The organism is Microbulbifer sp. (assembly GCF_051659245.1).
Lineage (GTDB): Bacteria > Pseudomonadota > Gammaproteobacteria > Pseudomonadales > Cellvibrionaceae > Microbulbifer.
In genome coordinates this window covers 1-18,056 of sequence record NZ_JBOFOC010000194.1, presented here as the reverse complement: position 1 = coordinate 18,056, position 18,056 = coordinate 1, and the positions used below count along the sequence as shown (strand labels likewise).

General features: G+C 64.0%; 13 protein-coding genes. 1 reads left to right on the top strand and 12 read right to left on the bottom strand.

Features of this window, described 5'->3' with window-relative positions; all coding sequences use genetic code 11:
• Window position 1 precedes the first annotated feature (1 nt).
• The 12 genes from ACRC0P_RS18340 to ACRC0P_RS18285 all read right to left on the bottom strand — a co-directional run bounded on the left by ACRC0P_RS18340 (window position 2) and on the right by ACRC0P_RS18285 (window position 15,049).
• Window positions 2-526, bottom strand: a complete 525-nt coding sequence (locus ACRC0P_RS18340; protein WP_438632751.1) for an ExbD/TolR family protein — start codon at window positions 524-526, stop codon at window positions 2-4.
• 1 nt (window position 527) lies between these two features.
• The gene (locus tag ACRC0P_RS18335) at window positions 528-1,064 is read right to left on the bottom strand and encodes a biopolymer transporter ExbD (protein ID WP_438632750.1); all 537 of its coding nucleotides are present in this window, start codon (window positions 1,062-1,064) and stop codon (window positions 528-530) included.
• A gap of 12 nt (window positions 1,065-1,076) precedes the next feature.
• Window positions 1,077-1,742: a MotA/TolQ/ExbB proton channel family protein gene (locus ACRC0P_RS18330; protein WP_438632749.1), complete on the bottom strand. Its 666-nt coding sequence runs from the start codon at window positions 1,740-1,742 to the stop codon at window positions 1,077-1,079.
• Window positions 1,743-1,896: 154 nt separating this feature from the next.
• Window positions 1,897-2,172, bottom strand: a complete 276-nt coding sequence (locus ACRC0P_RS18325; protein WP_438632748.1) for a hypothetical protein — start codon at window positions 2,170-2,172, stop codon at window positions 1,897-1,899.
• Window positions 2,173-2,850, bottom strand: a complete 678-nt coding sequence (locus ACRC0P_RS18320; RefSeq protein WP_438632747.1) for a tetratricopeptide repeat protein — start codon at window positions 2,848-2,850, stop codon at window positions 2,173-2,175. It lies immediately after the preceding gene.
• Entirely contained in the window at window positions 2,837-5,686 is a 2,850-nt protein-coding gene (locus ACRC0P_RS18315) for a tetratricopeptide repeat protein (protein ID WP_438632746.1), read from the bottom strand. The genes ACRC0P_RS18320 and ACRC0P_RS18315 overlap by 14 nt, the downstream gene beginning before the upstream one ends.
• Window positions 5,679-7,574 (bottom strand): hypothetical protein, encoded by a 1,896-nt coding sequence (locus ACRC0P_RS18310; protein ID WP_438632745.1) that lies wholly within the window; start codon window positions 7,572-7,574, stop codon window positions 5,679-5,681. The genes ACRC0P_RS18315 and ACRC0P_RS18310 overlap by 8 nt, the downstream gene beginning before the upstream one ends.
• Before the next feature lie 6 nt (window positions 7,575-7,580).
• Window positions 7,581-8,102, bottom strand: coding sequence for an AraC family transcriptional regulator (locus ACRC0P_RS18305; protein ID WP_438632744.1), 522 nt, complete (start codon window positions 8,100-8,102; stop codon window positions 7,581-7,583).
• Window positions 8,103-8,259: 157 nt separating this feature from the next.
• Entirely contained in the window at window positions 8,260-9,342 is a 1,083-nt protein-coding gene (locus ACRC0P_RS18300) for an FAD:protein FMN transferase (protein WP_438632743.1), read from the bottom strand.
• Window positions 9,343-9,446: 104 nt separating this feature from the next.
• On the bottom strand, window positions 9,447-11,021 hold the full coding sequence (locus tag ACRC0P_RS18295) for a hypothetical protein (protein ID WP_438632742.1): 1,575 nt from the start codon (window positions 11,019-11,021) through the stop codon (window positions 9,447-9,449).
• A gap of 109 nt (window positions 11,022-11,130) precedes the next feature.
• Window positions 11,131-13,707 (bottom strand): LamG domain-containing protein, encoded by a 2,577-nt coding sequence (locus tag ACRC0P_RS18290; RefSeq protein WP_438632741.1) that lies wholly within the window; start codon window positions 13,705-13,707, stop codon window positions 11,131-11,133.
• 121 nt (window positions 13,708-13,828) lie between these two features.
• Window positions 13,829-15,049, bottom strand: coding sequence for a hypothetical protein (locus tag ACRC0P_RS18285; protein WP_438632740.1), 1,221 nt, complete (start codon window positions 15,047-15,049; stop codon window positions 13,829-13,831).
• 183 nt (window positions 15,050-15,232) lie between these two features.
• Here ACRC0P_RS18285 and ACRC0P_RS18280 point away from each other — a divergent pair, with 183 nt between their 5' ends.
• Window positions 15,233-17,890: a hypothetical protein gene (locus ACRC0P_RS18280; RefSeq protein ID WP_438632739.1), complete on the top strand. Its 2,658-nt coding sequence runs from the start codon at window positions 15,233-15,235 to the stop codon at window positions 17,888-17,890.
• Window positions 17,891-18,056 lie beyond the last annotated feature (166 nt).

Sequence of the window (18,056 nt, the reverse complement as noted above, 5' to 3'; positions counted from 1 at the left end):
ATCAGCTGCCGGCCCCCGTCTCCGATGGGTCTTCCGGCGTTGTCTGGTTGACGGCGAAAGACATATCGCGGAAATCAGCCGCTGCGCAGGTTTGCATAATCTGTTTCATCAGCTGGTAGGGCACCATTTCGTCCCCCATAATGGTCACCGCTCGGCCGGCTTCCTTCTTTTCCTCCGGCAGGGGCCCCGCGCGCTCGGCGTGGTATTTCAGTTCCGCCAGCAGCGGTGCTATCTGTCCGGCATTGCCGTCGATCTCATCCACGCGCGCGACCAGGCGCTCGCCCACGAACAGCTGTTCGCCGTTGACGCGCACCAGGGTGGTCAACTCGGGTTTCTGGTTGGAGGTGGAGTCCGGCAGTTTGATGGTCTTGTCGGTCTGCAGCACTTCCACATCCGAGGAGTTCACCAGCAGGAAAAACACCAGGATAGTGAAGATATCCATCAGCGAAACCAGGTTGAGTTTCGACTGCTGTTTTTTCTGCCGCTGTTTGCGCTCTTGCAGCTTGGCGGCCACATTCAAATTCATCTTATTGCCCCGCTGTGGTTTCCAGGGATTGCCCTTGGCCCCGGGGCGCATCGCCCAGGGATATCTGCGGGAAGAGTTCCGCGTCCACCACCGACGCGGCCACCACCGCGCGATAGCTGCGCGCGGTGTCCATGGCGGCCACCAGGGTTTTGTAGGGGGTGTTCACTTCGGAAAGTATCACCAGGTCTTTTTTGTCGATGGATTTTTCGCGCAGCTGTCGTTTCACTTCCTGCAGCACATCCGACACAGTGTCAAAATCCGGCTCGCCGTCCCGATGCGGTATGCGCTTGACCCGCATGCCCGCCGGATAGTTGATATCGATATGGGACTGACGCAGCACCACTTCCAACTGCCGGTTTTCCTCGCCGCTGGGACCGCCGTCGCTGAGGCCGGGCAGGTTCAGTTTGAGCACTGAGATGTGCGAGAACACCATATTGAGCAGCAGCACCGGTACCAGGATGGTCATCAGGCTCATAAATGAGGTGATGTCCAGTTCCCCGTCCTGTGTTGTGCGCCGGCGTATATTGAGTTTGAGCATGATCGCTTTCCGTCAGCCCTTCGCGGCCCGCTGCTCCGCCATCTGTGCGCGGCCCATGGTGAGCAGGTTGAGGTACTTGACCCCGGCCATCTGCAGGCTGTCGACAATCTCGTTGGTCTTGTTCTGCAGCATGGAGTAGAAGAGCAGCAGCGGGATCGCGGAGATCAGGCCGAAGGCGGTGGTGTTCATGGCCACGGAAATACTGGAGGAGAGCATGGAGGCCTTTTCCGACGGGTCAGCGTTGGCCACCGCGGTAAAGGCGGCGATCAGGCCCATAATGGTGCCCAGCAGGCCGAGCAGGGTGGCGATATTGGCCAGGGTGGCCAGGTAGCTGGTGCGCTTTTCCAGGCGTGGCACCGCTTCGAGGATGCCCTCTTCGATGGCCAGGGCGATATTTTCGTCCCGCTTGGCGTACTGCATGGTGCCGATGCCGGCGGCTGCGATGCGCCCCATGGCCGCCTTGCTTTCCCGCGCCAGCTGCAGCACACCGTTGTAGTTGCGCTTTTGCAGCATCGGCAGCACCTGCTGGTAGGCGCGGCGGTTGGATGTCTTGGCGAGGGAGAGGAATATCCAGCGCTCCACCACCATCACCAGGCCGATCACCAGTACCAGCGCAATGGGGTACATGAAGGGGCCACCGTTTTGAAAGAAGCGCAGCAGCGCCTGGGTGAATTCCATGGTCAAAATCTCCGCGAATATAAATTGCTGATTATTTTATAGGCGAACAGGAACGGAGCTCCGTAGCCCTTCGCCTGCAAGCAGGCTCCTACAGATTGTAGGGTGCGCCGTGCGCACCGCAGGGTCGCTGCGGGTCTGGTGCGCATGGCGCACCCTACAATTGTTTCTTCTCTTCTTCATTGGACTGCAGCAGTTTGATCTCCCGCTGAAATTCCGAGTAATCCCGGTGCGCAAACACATCGCCTATCGTCTGCGGCAGGCCGCCGTCCAGGCGCGCGAGGCTGTCGGCCTGTTTCCAGGGGATGATATACAGCACCTTCGGTTGCTCCTGGTTGCCGATCACGGTGGATTCCAGTTCGATCACGTCCTCGGCGGCCGCGCCGCCGGACAGTGCCGCGAGCAGGGCGCCGTATTGCAGCAGCTTTTTCATTTACAGCCTCCGCTCCAGGTCCACTATCCAGCCGGCCAGCCGGCGGTCCTCTTCTTCCTGCAGCGCCTGGGCGGCGCGGTAGTGTTGCAGCGCCTCCTCCGGTTTGTGCAGGTAGAGGTCGAACAGTATGCCCAGGTTTATGTGGGCATCCGCGTAGTCCGGCCAGCGCTTCAGCGCCTCCCGGTAATTCTGTTCCGCCTCTTCGAAGCGGCCGGCGTCGCGCAGCAGGGCCGCCAATTCGTTCCAGGCGAATACGTTGTCGCCATTCGCGGCTACGGCCTGGCGCAGGCTCTGTTCCGCGGCCTCGGGTTTGTCCAGTTTTCTCTGCACTATGCCCAGGTTGAGCCAGGGGCCGGAGAGTTTGGGCCAGCTTTCTGTCAGTTTTGTTAATTCGGCTTCCGCCGCGGCCAGGTCGCCGCGCTCAAAGGCCTGACGTGCAATTTCCATTCCGTCCCGCGCCGCTTGCGGGGCGCGGTCCGTTTGGGCCAGGTAGGGGTTGGGGGTTCGCTGGCTTTCGCCGCTGATTTCTCCTGTGCTTTCCTGCGGTCCACGGGCGGGTGTGCAGGCGACCAGCGCCGTAAAAAATAGCGTGACGAACAGGCGGCGGGCGACGCGAAGGAAGGGGAGGTTCCCCTCCCCTTCCGCCCCGTCAGTAAATTGTCTGTCAGTGCAGTGCATTGCTCCACCCCAGGGTTTTTTCCGGTTTCTGGTAGCGGGCCGGCAGCAGTTTGCCGAGGGAGTCGAAGCTGCGTTTTACCCAGTCGTCGTAGATGCCGTCGGTGGTGCGCTGGATATTGGCCTCGTGCAGTTCGATGGCTTTTTCCTCGAAGGGATAGGCCTGCTCCTCCAGCAGGATTTCGTACTGCTCCAGCTCCAGCGCATCGAGGCCGTTGGGTCGCTGGGATTCCATCAGGTCGCGGCTCAGCTGCCGGTAGACTTCCGCCAGGCGGAAGTTCGCCTGGGTGGTGAATTCGGCGATATTGAATTTCAGCACCTTGCGGTAGTCGGCCACGGTGGTGTCCAGGGCGCGCTTCTTGTCCGCCAGGCTGGCCTTCAGCGGCAGCCGCAGGGGCAGACGCGCGAAGGACTGGAAGCTCTGTTCCGCCAGCTCGCTCTGGGCGTAGGCGGCCAGATAGCGGCCCCGCGGGGATTCGACTTTGTTGTAGGCCAGGCTTTGCAGCCATGGGTTGCGCTGTTGCCGCCGGGATTTGTCGTGCAGCTGGACCAGCTGGTACTGGGCCTCCAGCCGCTGTTCCGCGGGTTGCTGCCACTGTTCGCTGTACTGTCGATAGGCGGCGATGGCCTTGTCCGTTTCCCCCGCCTGCTGGAAATGCTCCGCGGCCATAAACAGCGATTGGCGGCGTACCTCCGCGTCCGGGTCGCTCTGCGCCAGCCGCAGCAGTTCGCCGGCGGCGTCGCCCGGCAGTCCCAGCGCCTGGAAAATCACCACTGCCTTGGCCGCCAGGGTCGGCGCCAGGCGGTGGGCGGGGTAGTACTGGCGGAAATCCGCCAGTTCCGCGCTGGCCCGCTGCCAGTCCTGCATGTCGATTAGATAATTGATCGCGTCGTACTGGGCGGTGGCGGCGATATCCGTGCGCCCGCTGTCGCGGATGCGCAGCAGGTGACGCAGGCCCTCTTCGTTGGGCCCCGACCCCATTGCCAGCTCCGCCTGGCGGTAGATGGCCGCCTGCAAACGCTGTTGCGCGGTTTTGTACGCGCTCTCCTCCGGCGCCGCCCCCTGTAGCACCGAGGTGTAGGCCAGCTCCGCCTGGGGGTAGTCCTGCAGTTCGAAATAGCTGTGCCCGAGCACTAAATAGAGGTTCTGTGTCTGGCGACGGTCCGGTGGCGGCTGCCATTCACTGGCGCGTTGCGCTGCGGCGATGGCCTCGGGATAGCGGGTCTGGCGGAACAGGTTGTCGGCCGCGTCCAGGAGAACCGGCAGCGCGCGCCGGTCCCCGGGCCAGGCGTCGGCGAATTTCAGGCTGGCTTCGGTCTTGCGGTCCAGCCACAGGGTTTGCTGTTCGCCCCCGGTGCGCTGCTGCATCCTGCTCGCGGCGAGAATGGCCCCGTACCCCGCCTCGGCGCCCCGCTGCGGATCGCGGTATTCCCAGGCGACGGCGCTGTAGGCGCTCCAGGCGCCCGGGTCGTCGCCGGCGTGTTCCAGGCATTCCGCCATCAGGAAGACCATTTCCGGGGTGTCGCTGTCTTCGGGAAAGGTTTCCGCGTACTGCTGATAGAGGTCCGCCGCGGCCAGGTAGGCGGTCTGGGCTTGACGGGCAATTTCTGCCGCGGACTGTTCAGATTTGCCCTTCTGTGTCGCTAGCGTCTGTTGTGTCGCTAGCGTCTGTTGTGTCGCTAACGTCTGTTGTGTCGCTAGCGCTTGGGCCCGGGCGTGGTCGTACTTTGCCAGTTCCGCCAGCCAGGGGCGCAGCCAGTCGGCCAGCCTTTCCCGCTGGGCATTGTCCGACTGCTGCCAGTAGTCGCTGCGGATGCCGTAGCGCTGCACGAATTCCCGCTTTGCCGGCAGTACTTCGCCGGGCAGTCGGGCGTTCTGCAGTGTCTCGATGGCGCGCAGGTGCAGCGCCGGGGCCTCCGGGCTCTGCGGATGGTTTTCCACAAAGGCCAGGTAGGTATTGGCGCTCTCGCGGTAGCGCTCCTTTTCCCCGTACCAGTCCCCCAGCGCGCGGTACAGGTGGTGCTGGTAGGGCCGGTGCTCCCCGGCGGGGCTGAAGGATTCGATCGCCCCGGCGCCGCCCTGGTAGCTGAATCCCAGGGCCAGGCCGCGCAGGCTGTCTTCCGCCAGGCGGCGCTGGCCCGCGGGCAGTTCGTCGAAGGGAGCGCGCCCGTGGAGCTGGTCCAGCAGCTGCAAAAAGGTCTCCGCGGAGCGGCGGTATTCGGAGGACTTGAATTCGGACCAGCCGAGCATGTAGCGGGCGTTGTCGGTGAAGGGGTTGCCGTCGAAGGGGGTGTCCCCCTGTTGCAGCAGCGCGCGGAAATCCCGCGCCGCGGCGGGGTAGTCCTTGCGGTTGAAGGCCGCCTCGCCGCGGCGGAAGAGCACCTCGGCGATAAACGGGGATTCCGGGGCCGCCGCGGCGATTTTTTCCAGCGCCTGCAGGGATTCCCCCATTTCGCCATCCAGCGCCCGCGCCCGGGCCAGGCGGTAGAGGATATAGTCGTCCCCCGGGGATTCCGCGGCCAGCACCTCGTAGTGCTGCACCGCGCTGCGGTAGGAGACGGCGATCCCGGGGTTGTCCGCCTGCTGTTGTTCCAGGCGCTCCATTTCCAGGTCCGCCAGGCGCAGGCGGATCTGCCGCCGGGTGTGGGAATCGGTGTTGCTGGCCAGGGCCTGTTCGTAACTGCGCTGCAGTGTGGCGATATCCGGCTGTGGAATCTCGATCGCCGGTTCCTGCGGTATGGTTGCCGCGGGCAGGTCCGCGAGGGTTTCCGACGGCTGGTTGCCGCAGGCGGAGAGCAGGGTGCAGCCGATGGCGAGGGCGAGAATTTTTTTATTCACCGGCACCGCCTCCGGTACCGGGTTGCTCTCCAGATTGCTCTCCGGATTGAACAGCCGCGTCCTGCAGGCGCGCGATGGCCAGGCGGGTGTGGGCGAGATACTGCTGTATCTGTCGCCGCTGCCGCGCCAGCTCGGCGATCACGTCGCGACGTATGGATGCCTCGATGCTGCGGCTGGCGGCGTCGATCTCCCGTCGCTGCGTGCGCAGCTGGGGGCGGGCCGCGTCGACTTTTTCCTGCAGCAAATGGAGCTGCGGCGCGCGCTGGGCGATGCGGTCTGCGCTTCGCCGCCGGCGGTCGGCATTTTCCAGTTGTTCGCCCAGCTCGCTCAGGGCTTTGCGCTTTTGCCACAGGTTGTGGTGATATTCCTGGCCCGCTTGCCAGAGAAGAATGCCGCGGGCGCGTTTCAGGGTCTGCGCCTGCTGCGGGCGCACCTTGCCGAGGGCGGCCAGTTTGCGGTAGCGGTCTTCCGCTTCCTCTGTCAGTGCGAGAAATTCCCCACGCTCTCCATTTTCTTTATCCACCAGCGCGAGCGCGTCGCTGTCTTTTTCGATGCGCGCCAGCGAGGCCTCCAGTTGGCGATATTGCTGTCGGGCGATATCCACCTGCTGGTCGAACTGGGCACTGGTGTAGCTGTCCACGATGGCGCCGCGCCGCCGCTCCCGTTCGACGATCAGCTGGTCGAACAGCGGCAGGCGCTGTTGCCAGTTGTCGATCACTCCTGCCAGTTGCCGCAAGTCGCGCAGTTCCGACAGGCGCAGCTGAAAATCGTCGCGCTGCAGAATCGGGCGCAGGTAGCGCAGGTTTTCCCGCATCAGCTGTGGGGCCTCCGCCGCCTCCAGCCAGCCGTAGCGCTGTGCGGTGCCGGTGTTGGTAGGGGAAAATTCCAGGGATTCCACTGATTGTTGCAGCTGGTGCAATTCGACCAATGCCGAGTGGTACTGCCGCTCGGCCTGTTGATAGGCGGTCAGGGCGGCGCGGGGCCGCTCGAGTTTTTCGTAGCTGTAGGGCAAGGCGGCCAGGGCTTCCTGCACCTCGGTGGACAGCGGCTCGCGCGCGGCCAGGAATTGCAGCGCGTCGACGGCGGATTGGTACTGGCCGCTGTTGATCGAGGACCATCCCAGCCCCAGCAGCGCCCGGTCCGCCCAGGGGGTGCGCAGGCGCACTTGGCGGAACTCCTCCGCGGCCTGTGCGTGGCGCTGCTGCAGGCCGTAGGCGTAGCCGGCGGCGATATGCGCCTTGTCCTTGAGAATACTCAGTTCCCGAGGGGGTTCATCGACATCCAACACCAGGGCGCTGGCGCGGTGGTAGTGATCGATGGCTTCGGCGTAGCGCTGTTCGCGGGCCAGCGCGGCGCCGAGGTTGGTATGGCCGAGCACGCGGTATTTGAGCGGCAGGGTATCGCCGGCGAGGAGCTGCTGCGCGCGCTGCAGATCGCCGGTGCGCAGTGCCAGGTTCAGGGCCAGGTCGGTATCGTTCGCGCCGGATTTCTCCAGTTGTTGCGCGCTCTGCGGCCAATCCTCTTTCAGGTAGTTCAGTTCCGCCAGTTTCAGCCAGGCCAGCCGTCGATACCTGGCCGGGGTTTCACCGCCGTTTTTTTCCAGTTGCTGCTCGAAGAGTTCCGCCGCCCGCTGCCGCAGGCCGAAACCCAGGCTGATACCGCCCTCGATCAGCGCCGCGTTGTCCGCGTGTGCGCGGATGCCGCCGCGGTGCTCCGCCACCATCAGGGTGCTGAGCGCGTCGAAATAGTTACCCTGGAAATACTCGTACAGGCCGGCGCCATAGCGCATATCCTGGGCCTGTTGATATTTTTCCGAGGCGAGCGCGGGTGCGGCGGCGCAGACAAGCGCCGCAGACAGGAAAAAATGGGAGAGGGGTTTGTACCGCATAGCGATCTAGGGCGCGGGCCACTGCACCAGCTGGAATTCCGGCTGCTGCTTGCCTTCCGAGTCCGCGATGCGCAGTTCGATCACTGCCGGTTCATCGGTTTTTTCCAGCTCCAGGTTGGCCGCGCGCTTGTATTCGCGGCCCTGGGGGCCAATGCCGGTGAAAAAGGCGGAAACGCTGTAATTGCCGGATTTGAGGTTGCCCTTGAACAGCGGCTGGATACCGCCGCGGATCAGCGCGTGCCGCTGGTGGTCGGTGTACAGGTGGCTGGCTGCGAGATTGTTGTCGATATGCAGTTTTACCGCGTCCAGCTGGAAATATTCGCCCACGTCCATGGACACATAGACGGCGATCTGGCTCTGCGCCGGGTAGAGCAGGTCCTCCTCCAGGATCAACAGGCCGCGGTTGAGCTTCAGCACTTCGCTCTTGAGCGACTCGAGTTTTTCCGCGGGAAAGTCCCCGTCGCCGGCTGTCGCCGGCCCTGCGAAAGTGGCGAGGGAGAGAATCAGGAGCTGGATACAGCGTCGCATCTGGGGGGTGCCTTCTTGTTTTTTAGTTTTTTTTACGGAACTCGCCGTAGGATGGGCAAAAGGGCGAAGCGACATGCCCATCATGCCGCACTCCTAATGGGCACATCCGCTGCGCGGGCCTTGCCTACGGGTCGGAACGACGAATTATCTCAAGGGATCATGTTTCCGGCGTGATCTGGTTGGCAGTTTGTGTCGCCGATGGTTGTTCAGTCGACGAATGGCGGGGTATATCCAGTCCGCGGCTAAAAAACAGCCGTTTCCGGCTGTCGATTACCACCGCCTCGAAGCCGGGCAGGCGGTCGATCAGGGCCAGCCCCTTCGCTTTGCCCAGCACGAACACGCTGGTGGACAGCGGGTCCGTGTCGAAGCCGCGCGGGCCGATAATGCTTACGCTGATCAGTTTGTCGCTATCGGTGTCGTCGGTATTCGTGGGCATACCGGTAGTCGGGTTGAAGATATGGTGTACGCGGGCTTCGCCCTCGTCGATAAAGTAGCGTTCGTAGTCGCCGGAGGTGGAGATGGCGGTGTTTTCCAGCGGAATCACTACGGCGTTTTTGCCTTTGTCGCGGGGATGGCGGATGCCTACCAGCCAGGGCTGGCCGCGTTTGTCGCCGAGCATGCGCGCGTCGCCGCCGGCGCTGACGCTGGCGCAGCAGACGCCGGCTTTGTGCAGGATATGGATCGCACGGTCTACTGAATAGCCCTTGGCGATGCCGCCCAGGTCGATGCTGGTGTCCGGATGGGCGAAGTGCAGGGTGTTTTCCGCTTTGTTGAACCGCAGGTGGTGGTAGTCGATGGCCGGGAGTAGTTTTTCGGTGAGCTGGTTGTCCGCCCGCTGGTGCTTGCGGAAATCGTAGTGTTTGCCCAGGCTGGCGAAGGTGATATCGAAGGCGCCGCCGGTCTGTTCGCTGTACCAGAGGGATTTGTCGATCAGCGCGGCGAGTTCGCTGGAAAGCGTTACGGTCTGTTTGCCGGCGCCGCGATTGACCCTGGATAGCTCGCTGTTTTCTTTGAAGGGCGACAGCTCTCCGTCCAGGCGGTGGAATTCCGCCATCACCTGTCCGATCAGCTCCTGCGCCTTTTTTTCATCCTCGTGCCACAGCTGCACTGAGACTTCGGTGCCCATAATGGCCTGTTTTTCGTAGTGCCATTCGGCGCTGGCGGTGGAGGCGAGTAACAACAGCCACACAAACAGGTAGGGTGCGCCGCGGCAGATAACTGCTCCATGCGTTTTCTGCATGACCGCTGGGCGGCACCCCGCCATCCATGGCGGCCTCGCACCGAAAATATTGGCGGACGAAAAACGGTGCGCGCGGCGCACCCTACGGAAATCGGCAGTTATCATTAAACAATCGGTGCAAATGCGGTCATGCTGTCCATCAGTGCGCTGTTGCCCAGCCCGTGGTTGGGAAAAAGGCTGGCAAAATTGCCCTGTTCGTTGTGCAGCGCCAGATAGTTGAGCACCACGGTTTCCACCAACAGGTTGACGTTGTTGGCCGCAGGGCTGGAGGAGGTCTCCACATCGCCGGAGGCGCGCATATAGCCGAGCTGCTGGTGCACTGCCTGCTGGTCGGGGCTGCCGCCGAGCAGTTGCGGCCGCCCGGCGGGATTGTACACCAGGAAGAAGGAGGCGGCGGTCTGCTGGTTGTCGCCGGTCCACACGCCTTTGCCGCGGCCGTCCACCGAGTCGTCGATCATGCCGTTGCTGAATACTGAGCCGTCGCTGAACACGTAGATCATCAGCGGTTGGCCCACCCGCGCGGCGTACTCCAGGCAGGCGCCGATGCAGCGCCCGGCGCGCAGATCGCGGATCTCACCGGTGGCGCGGTCGCCGGTGTGGTAGTCGTAGCCGCCCATGGTCACGGTGCCGGCGCCGGCGTAGCCGTTGACCACCAGCTTCATGGTGGAGGCGGTTTTCTGGAATTCGCGGTCGTTGTTGAACTCGGCACTGGTGAATATGCCGGAGGGACCGACGATATCCGGGTCGGCGATCGGGTCCAACTGGGAGGGATCGCCGAAGCGGTCGGCGAGATCGGCGCTTTTCATATAGCCGCACTTGACCAGGTCCTTGATCACCGCGTCCGCGGTGACTTTGGTATCCACCCTGCCCAGTTTGGCGTTGGAGATGCGGAAGATGGATTCCATCACCGCCACCGTGTCCTGCTGGCTGAGCAGCCCCACCAGGTCCCCCGAGTCCACCAGCCCGGTGACGTCGCTGGGTCTGTCCACCTTGGTGGGGCGCGCCTCCGGATCGATCATCGCCATGGGCGCCACGGAGTTGCCGCCGGACTCGCTGGAACTGGAGCCGATCAGCGCCAGCAGTTCGCCATTGGCGCCGGCGCGGTTGATGCCGTACATGGGGTTGTGGGGGTTGTTGCCGGTGTCGTTTTCCGAGCGGGCGGGAATCACCGCGCCGTTGGTGGCGGAGGCGGTGCCGGCGGCGATCTTGTCGAGAATGCCGCGCAGCATGCCGCTGTCGCTATGGAAGGCGAGGCCCAGGTCGGTGTTGATAAAGGGGCTGCCGGCGGCATCGGTGATGGACGGCACCATATCCCCGGGCAGCCCCTGCTTGCCGTAGCCGGCGGTGCTGAGGAAATCCAGCTGGCCGCCGCGCTGGCCGACCAGCACATTGGAGCCGGCGATATTGGCACCGCCGGCCAGGTCGAAACAGATAAACGGTATCTTGCCCGCGCCGCCCACGGCGCTGATGCCGCAGGGCCCGCGCAGGGCTTCCAGGTCCGACGACAGCGCGGCGTGGGCGCGGCGGGGGTCGGCGAACAGGCTGAACAGCGAGCCACCCAGCACCGTGGCCAGCCCGGTGCGGAATCCCTGGCCGAGAAAATCCCGGCGGCTCACCGGGCGGTGGTGGTCCGGGTGGCGCAGGGGCTGGTCGAGTTCGAAGTGTTTTTTCTTGCTCATGGTTTTTTTCCGACATCGATCGCGGGCATGGCCCGCTCCTACAAGTTGTTTTTCACTCTCTGTAGGAGCGGCGGGGCGGCCATCCGCCCATGGCCGCGATCAGTAGTGATTAGTGAATCAAAATCATCGCACTGCCCATGGCCGCCGCGCAGGCCGCCTTCACCGTGGTCTCGGTGCGGTCCGCTTCGCAGCCGCTGCCGCAGGCGGTCATCTTGTCGATCAGGTCCGAGAGCTCGCCTTCCACTTCCGCACGGTCCGGCGCGGTGGCCAGTTGTGAGACGGTGTTGTCATGCCAGGTTATGTCGTGCCCCAGCAGGTGTTCGATCAGCGGGTCTATCACCAGCGACTTGTCGTTGAAGGCGGTATTTGCCGGCGCACTGAAACTGAAACCGGGGAAATAACTGCTCCGCGACGGGGATTCCACAAGAGTATTACAGTACTTCACCGCCAGTTGCGTGATACCCATCTGCTGCGCGGCGAGGAATCCGCGGATATCGCTGTCCACCGGAAGCTGTTGTTTCACCTTTTCCCAGGTCTCCACCACATCCGGGTGGGTGCGGGGAACACCGGTGGCGGCGGAGAGGGCCGCGTGTATCTGCTCGAAGCGGCGCAGGCCGATCCGGGGCTGTGGTTCCAGGTCCGCGGGCGCCGCCGGGGGCGTGGGGGTGGGCTCTACGCGCGCAAAGGTCTCGCTGCCCAGACGCTCGAAGGTGAGGAAGAATTCGTCGAACTCCGGCCCTTTCTCCAGCGAGATAATCGTGCCCAGCGGCGAGAGCAACTGGCCTTCCGCCGGGGTATAGCTGCCCGAGTCCAGGGTGACGGAGAGGTTGGCCCAGGCCTGGCCGGTTTCCGCCTCGCGGCCGTTGATGCCGATGCGCATACCCTCGAGGGCGATGCCGTCCGGGTCGGCGCTGTCGTCCAGGCTGACAAATGTCGGTCGGTTGAACAGGTAGCCGTAGTTGTCGAACTGCTGCACCTCGAACATCACATAGCTGTCGGGAATGCCGGTGTGCTCCTCCACCTTGAACAGCAGCAGGAATTTCTGCCCCACGCCCACTTCGTAGTTGGTGGCGATATCCTCCGGGGACAGCGCGAGGGAGTGAATCGCCAGCAGGCGCACCGCGCCCTGCCAGACGTTGTCGTTGGACACTTCACTGCCCAGGGCCAGGGCGAAGGTGTCGTCCCAGGTGCTGAGGGTGTCCGCCTCGGCGGGATCGGCGTCGCCGGTGAATTCGCCGTTGACGTACAGCTTGCGCCCCTCGATGGGGTCGTAGGTGGCCACCACGTGTTGCAGTGTGGCCTGGGCGCGCTCCGCCATGTCGTCGGTGATAAGCGCCGGCATCCCGTCCGCGTCGGTGCTTTCGCTGCGGTTCTGGAACACGTAGTTGTACATGGCCTGGCCGAGGGTGAAATTGCGGATATCGTTGCCGCCGGAGTAGGTCACGATGCGCGCCGGCCCCTCCTGGGTGACGTTGGCCGGGGCCACCCAGGTTTCGATGGTGTATTCGCCGGTTGCTATCAAAGTGTCGTACAGCTTGCGGCTGGTGGCGGTGGCCCCCTGGGCTTTGCCGCCCTTCAACTGGATGCCCCAGGAGCCGAGCCACTCCACATCCCCGGACAGGTTCAGGTCGATGGCCGGGTTGACCCCGGAGGTGTCGAAGGCGGTGGTGCCGGAACCGGTTTTGAATTCGTAGAGCGCGATCGCATTGCTCTCGATCCGCCCGCCGCTGCTGGCCACGATGCCGTCGGTGAGCAGCAGCGCCTTGCTGATCACCCAGTCGGGGTCCACCTCGGCGAGGGAGATGCCGTCGGCGAAGGTCTGGATTGCCGCGGTCATTTCCGCTTCGTTGTCCGCGCAGTCGTCCCAGCAGTTGTGGAATTCGCTACCCAGGCGCACGGAAAAGCGCGAGTCCGCCGGGTTGTCCAGGTTCATTTTGCTTTTCGCCGCCTCGTAGGCCTTGTCCACGTCGGCGCTGGCGAAATAGGGCTGCTGCGCGGTGCCGGCGTCCTCGCTGTGGCAGCCCGCGCAGTAGGTGCGCAGCAGCGGGTAGACGGTGCTGGAAAAGCCGGAACTGGAGGGGGGGAAGCTTTTGCTCGCACCCACGGTGCGCTCAACCGGCGGGGTGAGAGTGATGCTGTTCACCAGGCTGCCGCTCTCCCTGGCCCAGTCCTCGATATAGTTGGTGATGATTTCCGCACAGGCACCGGCGCTGGACAGCCAGCAGTTGTGGCCGCCACCGACCTTGGTCACCAGGCGGGATTCCGCCGGACGGGCCAGGTCCACCAGGCCGCGGCCGTCGCCGTAGGCCGCGTTGATATCGTCGCCGCGCACGAAGTGCGGGCTCTGGTTGCCCTCGACGTGGCAGCTGCCGCAGCGGTTCTGCGCCGCCAGGTTGTCCCAGATATAGCGCTTATACTGCTTTACGTCGTCGGTCTCCGGCGGCGGGCCGGAATAGCTGGTGCCGCCACCGCCGGGATTGGTGTTGGGCTGTTCTTCGGTGTCCTGGCCGCTGCCGCCGCTGCAGCCCGTCAGGATTGCCGCAGCCAGAAAAAGGCCCCAGGCAAACGGCGTTGAATGGACCGTAGTAGCGGCCCTGCTGCCGGAAGTTGTTTGCGAGACACGCCGTGAATATGACCGCCATGGATGGCGGAAATGCCGGTTTTGCAGGAGCAAAAAACCGGCCATCCCTGTAGGCTTGTCCGCGAGGTCCCTCTCGCAGACAGTCCCGCAAACAACTTCCGGCATCAGGGCCTTAGCATTAAGTTCACTGTTTCTTACAGCCGGGGTATTTTGAATTTTCATGGCATCAATCCCCCGCGCAATAAACAGCGGTATCGGCGTACACCTGTTTGAGGTGGTAGCCGCCGGCAGAAAAGCTGTCGGCAATGGTGTCTATCCGCGTGCGGTCCGCGGCGTCTTCCGGTGCGCGCAGGCAGACCTGCTCGAACACCTTGGTGACCTGGCACTCGGCGAAGGCGCGGCTGTGGGCCAGTTCCCGCCCCATTGACTTGGCGCCGTTGCCGCCGCCGGGGAGGGAGTCGCTCCAGCCCAGGTACATGTTTGGTCCCTGGCGCCAGTAGTTGTCCCAGCGGTCGTCCGGCACCACGAAGCCGTAGGGGAAGTTGGCGCTGTTGATATGGTTCTTGGCTTTTACCCGGGTGCCGGTTTGCGGATCGGTGTCCCCGGCGCTGTTGTAGTCCAGGCTGCCGTTCTCCCCTTCCGGGTCGTTGTCCGCGTCGTAGACGAAATCGTAATAGGCGAACGCCTGGGCCATGGGGTCCATGCCGCTGTGGCAGCCGACGCAGTTGTTCTGGAACACCCGGCTGTCGCCGCCGGGGCTGCGGCTCACGTCCTGGCGGATGCGGTCCGGCGGGCGGCTGGTATCGTGCACCTGCTCCATATCCCGGCACAGATGGTTGAGCAGAGTGAAGCGGAACATCGCGCGGTTGGTGCCGGCGATCAGGAAGGCCCGCGCACCGGCGCGGCTGGTCATCACCCCGGCGGTGGCCCCCGCCGGCAGGCCGGTGAGGGACGACTGGCTGCCGCGCACCAGGTTGTCCTTCAGCGAATAGCCGCCGGCTTCCAGCGCCTCGTAGTGATCGTTATCGCTGTTGCGGTAAGCGGGCAGGCCGAGGCCGCTGTCCCCCAGGTAGAGAAAGTTGCCGTAGAGAATTTCCCGGAAGTCCATATCGTCGCGCACCGCACCAATCACGCTCGCGGTATAGTCGTTGAGCGGCGCGAACACGTTGCTGTCGCGATTGGTCCAGGGCGTGGCGATGTTTTTCAGGGTGACATTGTAGAAAGCGTCATTTTCCATCGCCGTGTAGGCGGCGGCGGTGGCGTCGCCGTTGGCGATATCCTCGGCCATATCCACCAGTACGCTCTCCGCGGGTTTCACTCCGGTGAGGCGGCTGTGAATCTGCAGTGCCTGTTCCTGGGGGCCGGCGGAGACGTATCCCGCCCACAGGCAAGTGCCCAGCAGGGCCAGGAGCCGGACAACAGGCTGTTGGGGCGATTGTTTTTTCATCGGGCGGTAACGGTAATTGCTATAAACCCCGATACTAAGGCGTGTGGAATCTGGGAAGTGTGTCCCAGTCGGCAATTTCAGAGTGGTTTATCTTAATAGTGTCGACAGATCAACGGTGACAATTTGATCTGTGACAATCTTTGCTCTGATTTCGCGGAGCCGGCGAAAATAGTGAAAATAAAAATGAAACATTTTGGTGCGCTTTCGGCGCTGTTTCTGCTGGCCGCCTGCAGCGGCGGCGGGAGTGGTGGTTCCGGCGGCGGGGACCAGGCGGAAGATCCGGTAGTGGTGGACTACCCGCTCGCCTTCGTGCGCCGCAGCCTGTCGCTCGAGGACGACGGCGGCCTGGCGCCGGACGACGTCTACTCCCCGGCCGCCTTCAACCCCGGTGCCCAACTGGTGTTGAAAGACCGCGCCACGCCCAGCGCGCCGGAGCGGGTGCTCACCGAGGGCCTGTTCGAAGGCGACGATTTCGTGGGCGGCTACGACGTAAAGGACCTGAACACCTCCGCCGACGGCACCCGCCTGGTATTCGCCATGCGCGCCCCGGAAATCGAGGACGCGGACGACGACGAACAGCCCACCTGGAATATCTGGCTCTACGACCTGGAAGAGAACGATTTACGGCGGGTGATCCAGTCCGACCTGATTGCCGGGGAAGGCCAGGACATCTCCCCGGCCTTTCTCCCCGACGGCCGCATCGTTTTCACCTCCACCCGTCAGCGCCGCTCCCGCGCGCTGTTGCTGGACGACGACAAGCCGCAGTTCTCCTCCCTGACCGAAGAGCGGCGGGACGAGGCCTTCGTGCTCCACGTGATGGAACCGGACGGCACCGACATCCGCCAGATATCCTACAACCAGAGCCACGACCTGCACCCCACGGTGCTGAACGACGGCCGTATCCTGTTCAACCGCTGGGACAATATGGGCGGGGTGGACAATCTCAGCCTCTACACCCTGCGCCCGGACGGCACCGACCTCTCCTTCCACTACGGCTACCACAGCCAGCAGACCGGCACCGGCCAGACCGACGCCGCCTTCGTAAAGCCGCGGGAAATGCCCGACGGCCGGTTGCTGGTAACCCTGCGCGCGCCGGAAGGGCTGAATTACGGCGGCGACCTGGTGGCCATCGACAGCGCCGAGTACACCGAGGCCTACAGCCAGCCCGAGGGCGAGGGGGAACTGCAGGGCCAGGCGTCCATCGCTGTGGAACAGGTGATCACCGACGGCAGCCTCTCCCCCCACGGCCTTTTCGCCTCCGCCTGGCCCTTTCACGACGGCACCAGCCGCCTGCTGGTGTCCTGGAGCGAGTGCCGGGTGCTGGAGGAAGTGGATGAGGAGACCCTGCCGCGCCCCTGCACCGACGAGTGGCTGGACACAGAGGAGCCGGTGCCGGCGGACCCCATTTACGGGCTGTGGATCTACGACTATCGAGAGGGCACCCAGCGGCCGATCGTGGTGGCGGAAGAGGGGGAAATGATTTCCGAAGGCGTCACCCTGGAGCCGCGCATCGAGCCCGAATTCCTGCCGGATCCGGTGCCCGGCGTCGACCTGGACCGGGAACTGGTGCAGGCGGGCGCGGGCATTCTGGATATCCGCAGCGTGTACGATTTCGACGGGGTGGACATTCTTGCGGGAGAAGACGGGGCCGGCATCGCCGAGCTGGCTGACCCAGCGACCACCGGCGCGGAAGTCCGCCCGGCGCGGTACCTGCGCATCGTCAAAGGAGTGGGAATTCCCGACGACGACGTGCTGGATTTCGATCGCTCCGCGTTTGGCCGTAACGGTGCCCAGGGTATGCGGGAAATCCTCGGTTACACGCCCATCCAGCCGGACGGCTCGGTGCGGGTTGTGCTGCCGGCGGATACCCCGCTGGCGATTTCCGTAGTGGACGCCGACGGGCGGCGCATCGCCGGCCGTCACCGCAGTTGGCTGCAACTGCGCGCCGGCGAAGTGCGCCAGTGCAACGGCTGCCACACCGCGGACAGCGAAGTCGCCCACGGCCGCGCCGACAAACAGCCCGAGCCCGCCTGGAGCGGCGCCGCCACCTCCGGCATTCCCTTCCCCAACACCGAGCCGGCGCTGGTGGCGGAAATGGGCGAGACCATGGCCCAACTGCTCGCGCGCATCGCCGGCGAGGCGGAGCTGGAAGGGGATATCGCCTACGCGGACCTGTGGACCGATCCGGCGGTGCGCGCCAAGGACCCCAGCAGCGTTATTCCCTACGGCGAACTGGCCACGCCACAGCCGATGTCGCTGGTCTGCCAGGACAACTGGGACAGCAACTGCCGCATCGTCATTCACTACCCGGAGCATCTCCAGCCGCTGTGGGAGCGCACGCGGGAAATTACCGACGGTGCCGGCACTGTCCTTGAGGATCGCACCTGTACCGCCTGCCACTCCGCGCGGGATGCCGACGGCGTGGTGCGCGTGCCGGCGGCGCAGCTCAACCTGGTGGCCGACCCCTCCCCCGCCAACGCCGACTGGATGACCTCCTACGTGGAATTGCTGTTCAACAATCCGGCCCAGCAACTGGTGGACGGCGCGCTGCAAAATATTCTGGTGCAGGACACCGACGACAACGGCAACCCGCTGTTCGAGACCGACGAGGACGGTGAACTGATACTGGATGCCGACGGCAATCCGATTCCTGTTATGGTGACCGTCGATATCGAAGGTACGATGGGCGATTCCGCCAACGGCAGCCGCTTTTTCGAGATGTTCGAGCCGGGCGCCGGCCACGCGGATTACCTGGAGCCGGCAGAGCTGAGACTGATTTCCGAGTGGCTGGATATCGGTGCGCAGTATTACAACGATCCTTTTGCTGCGCCGGTAAACTGATTTATGGGCACCTCTGAAAATAGCGAATTTGGCTTGTATTGTAGGGTGCGCCGTGCGCACCGGCCGAGGGATGGTGCGAACTCCAAACCTTTTGGTGCGCGCGGCGCACCCTATGACTCCCCTCCCCCGCTTGCGGGGGAGGGGCTGGGGGAGGGGGGCTTCGGCT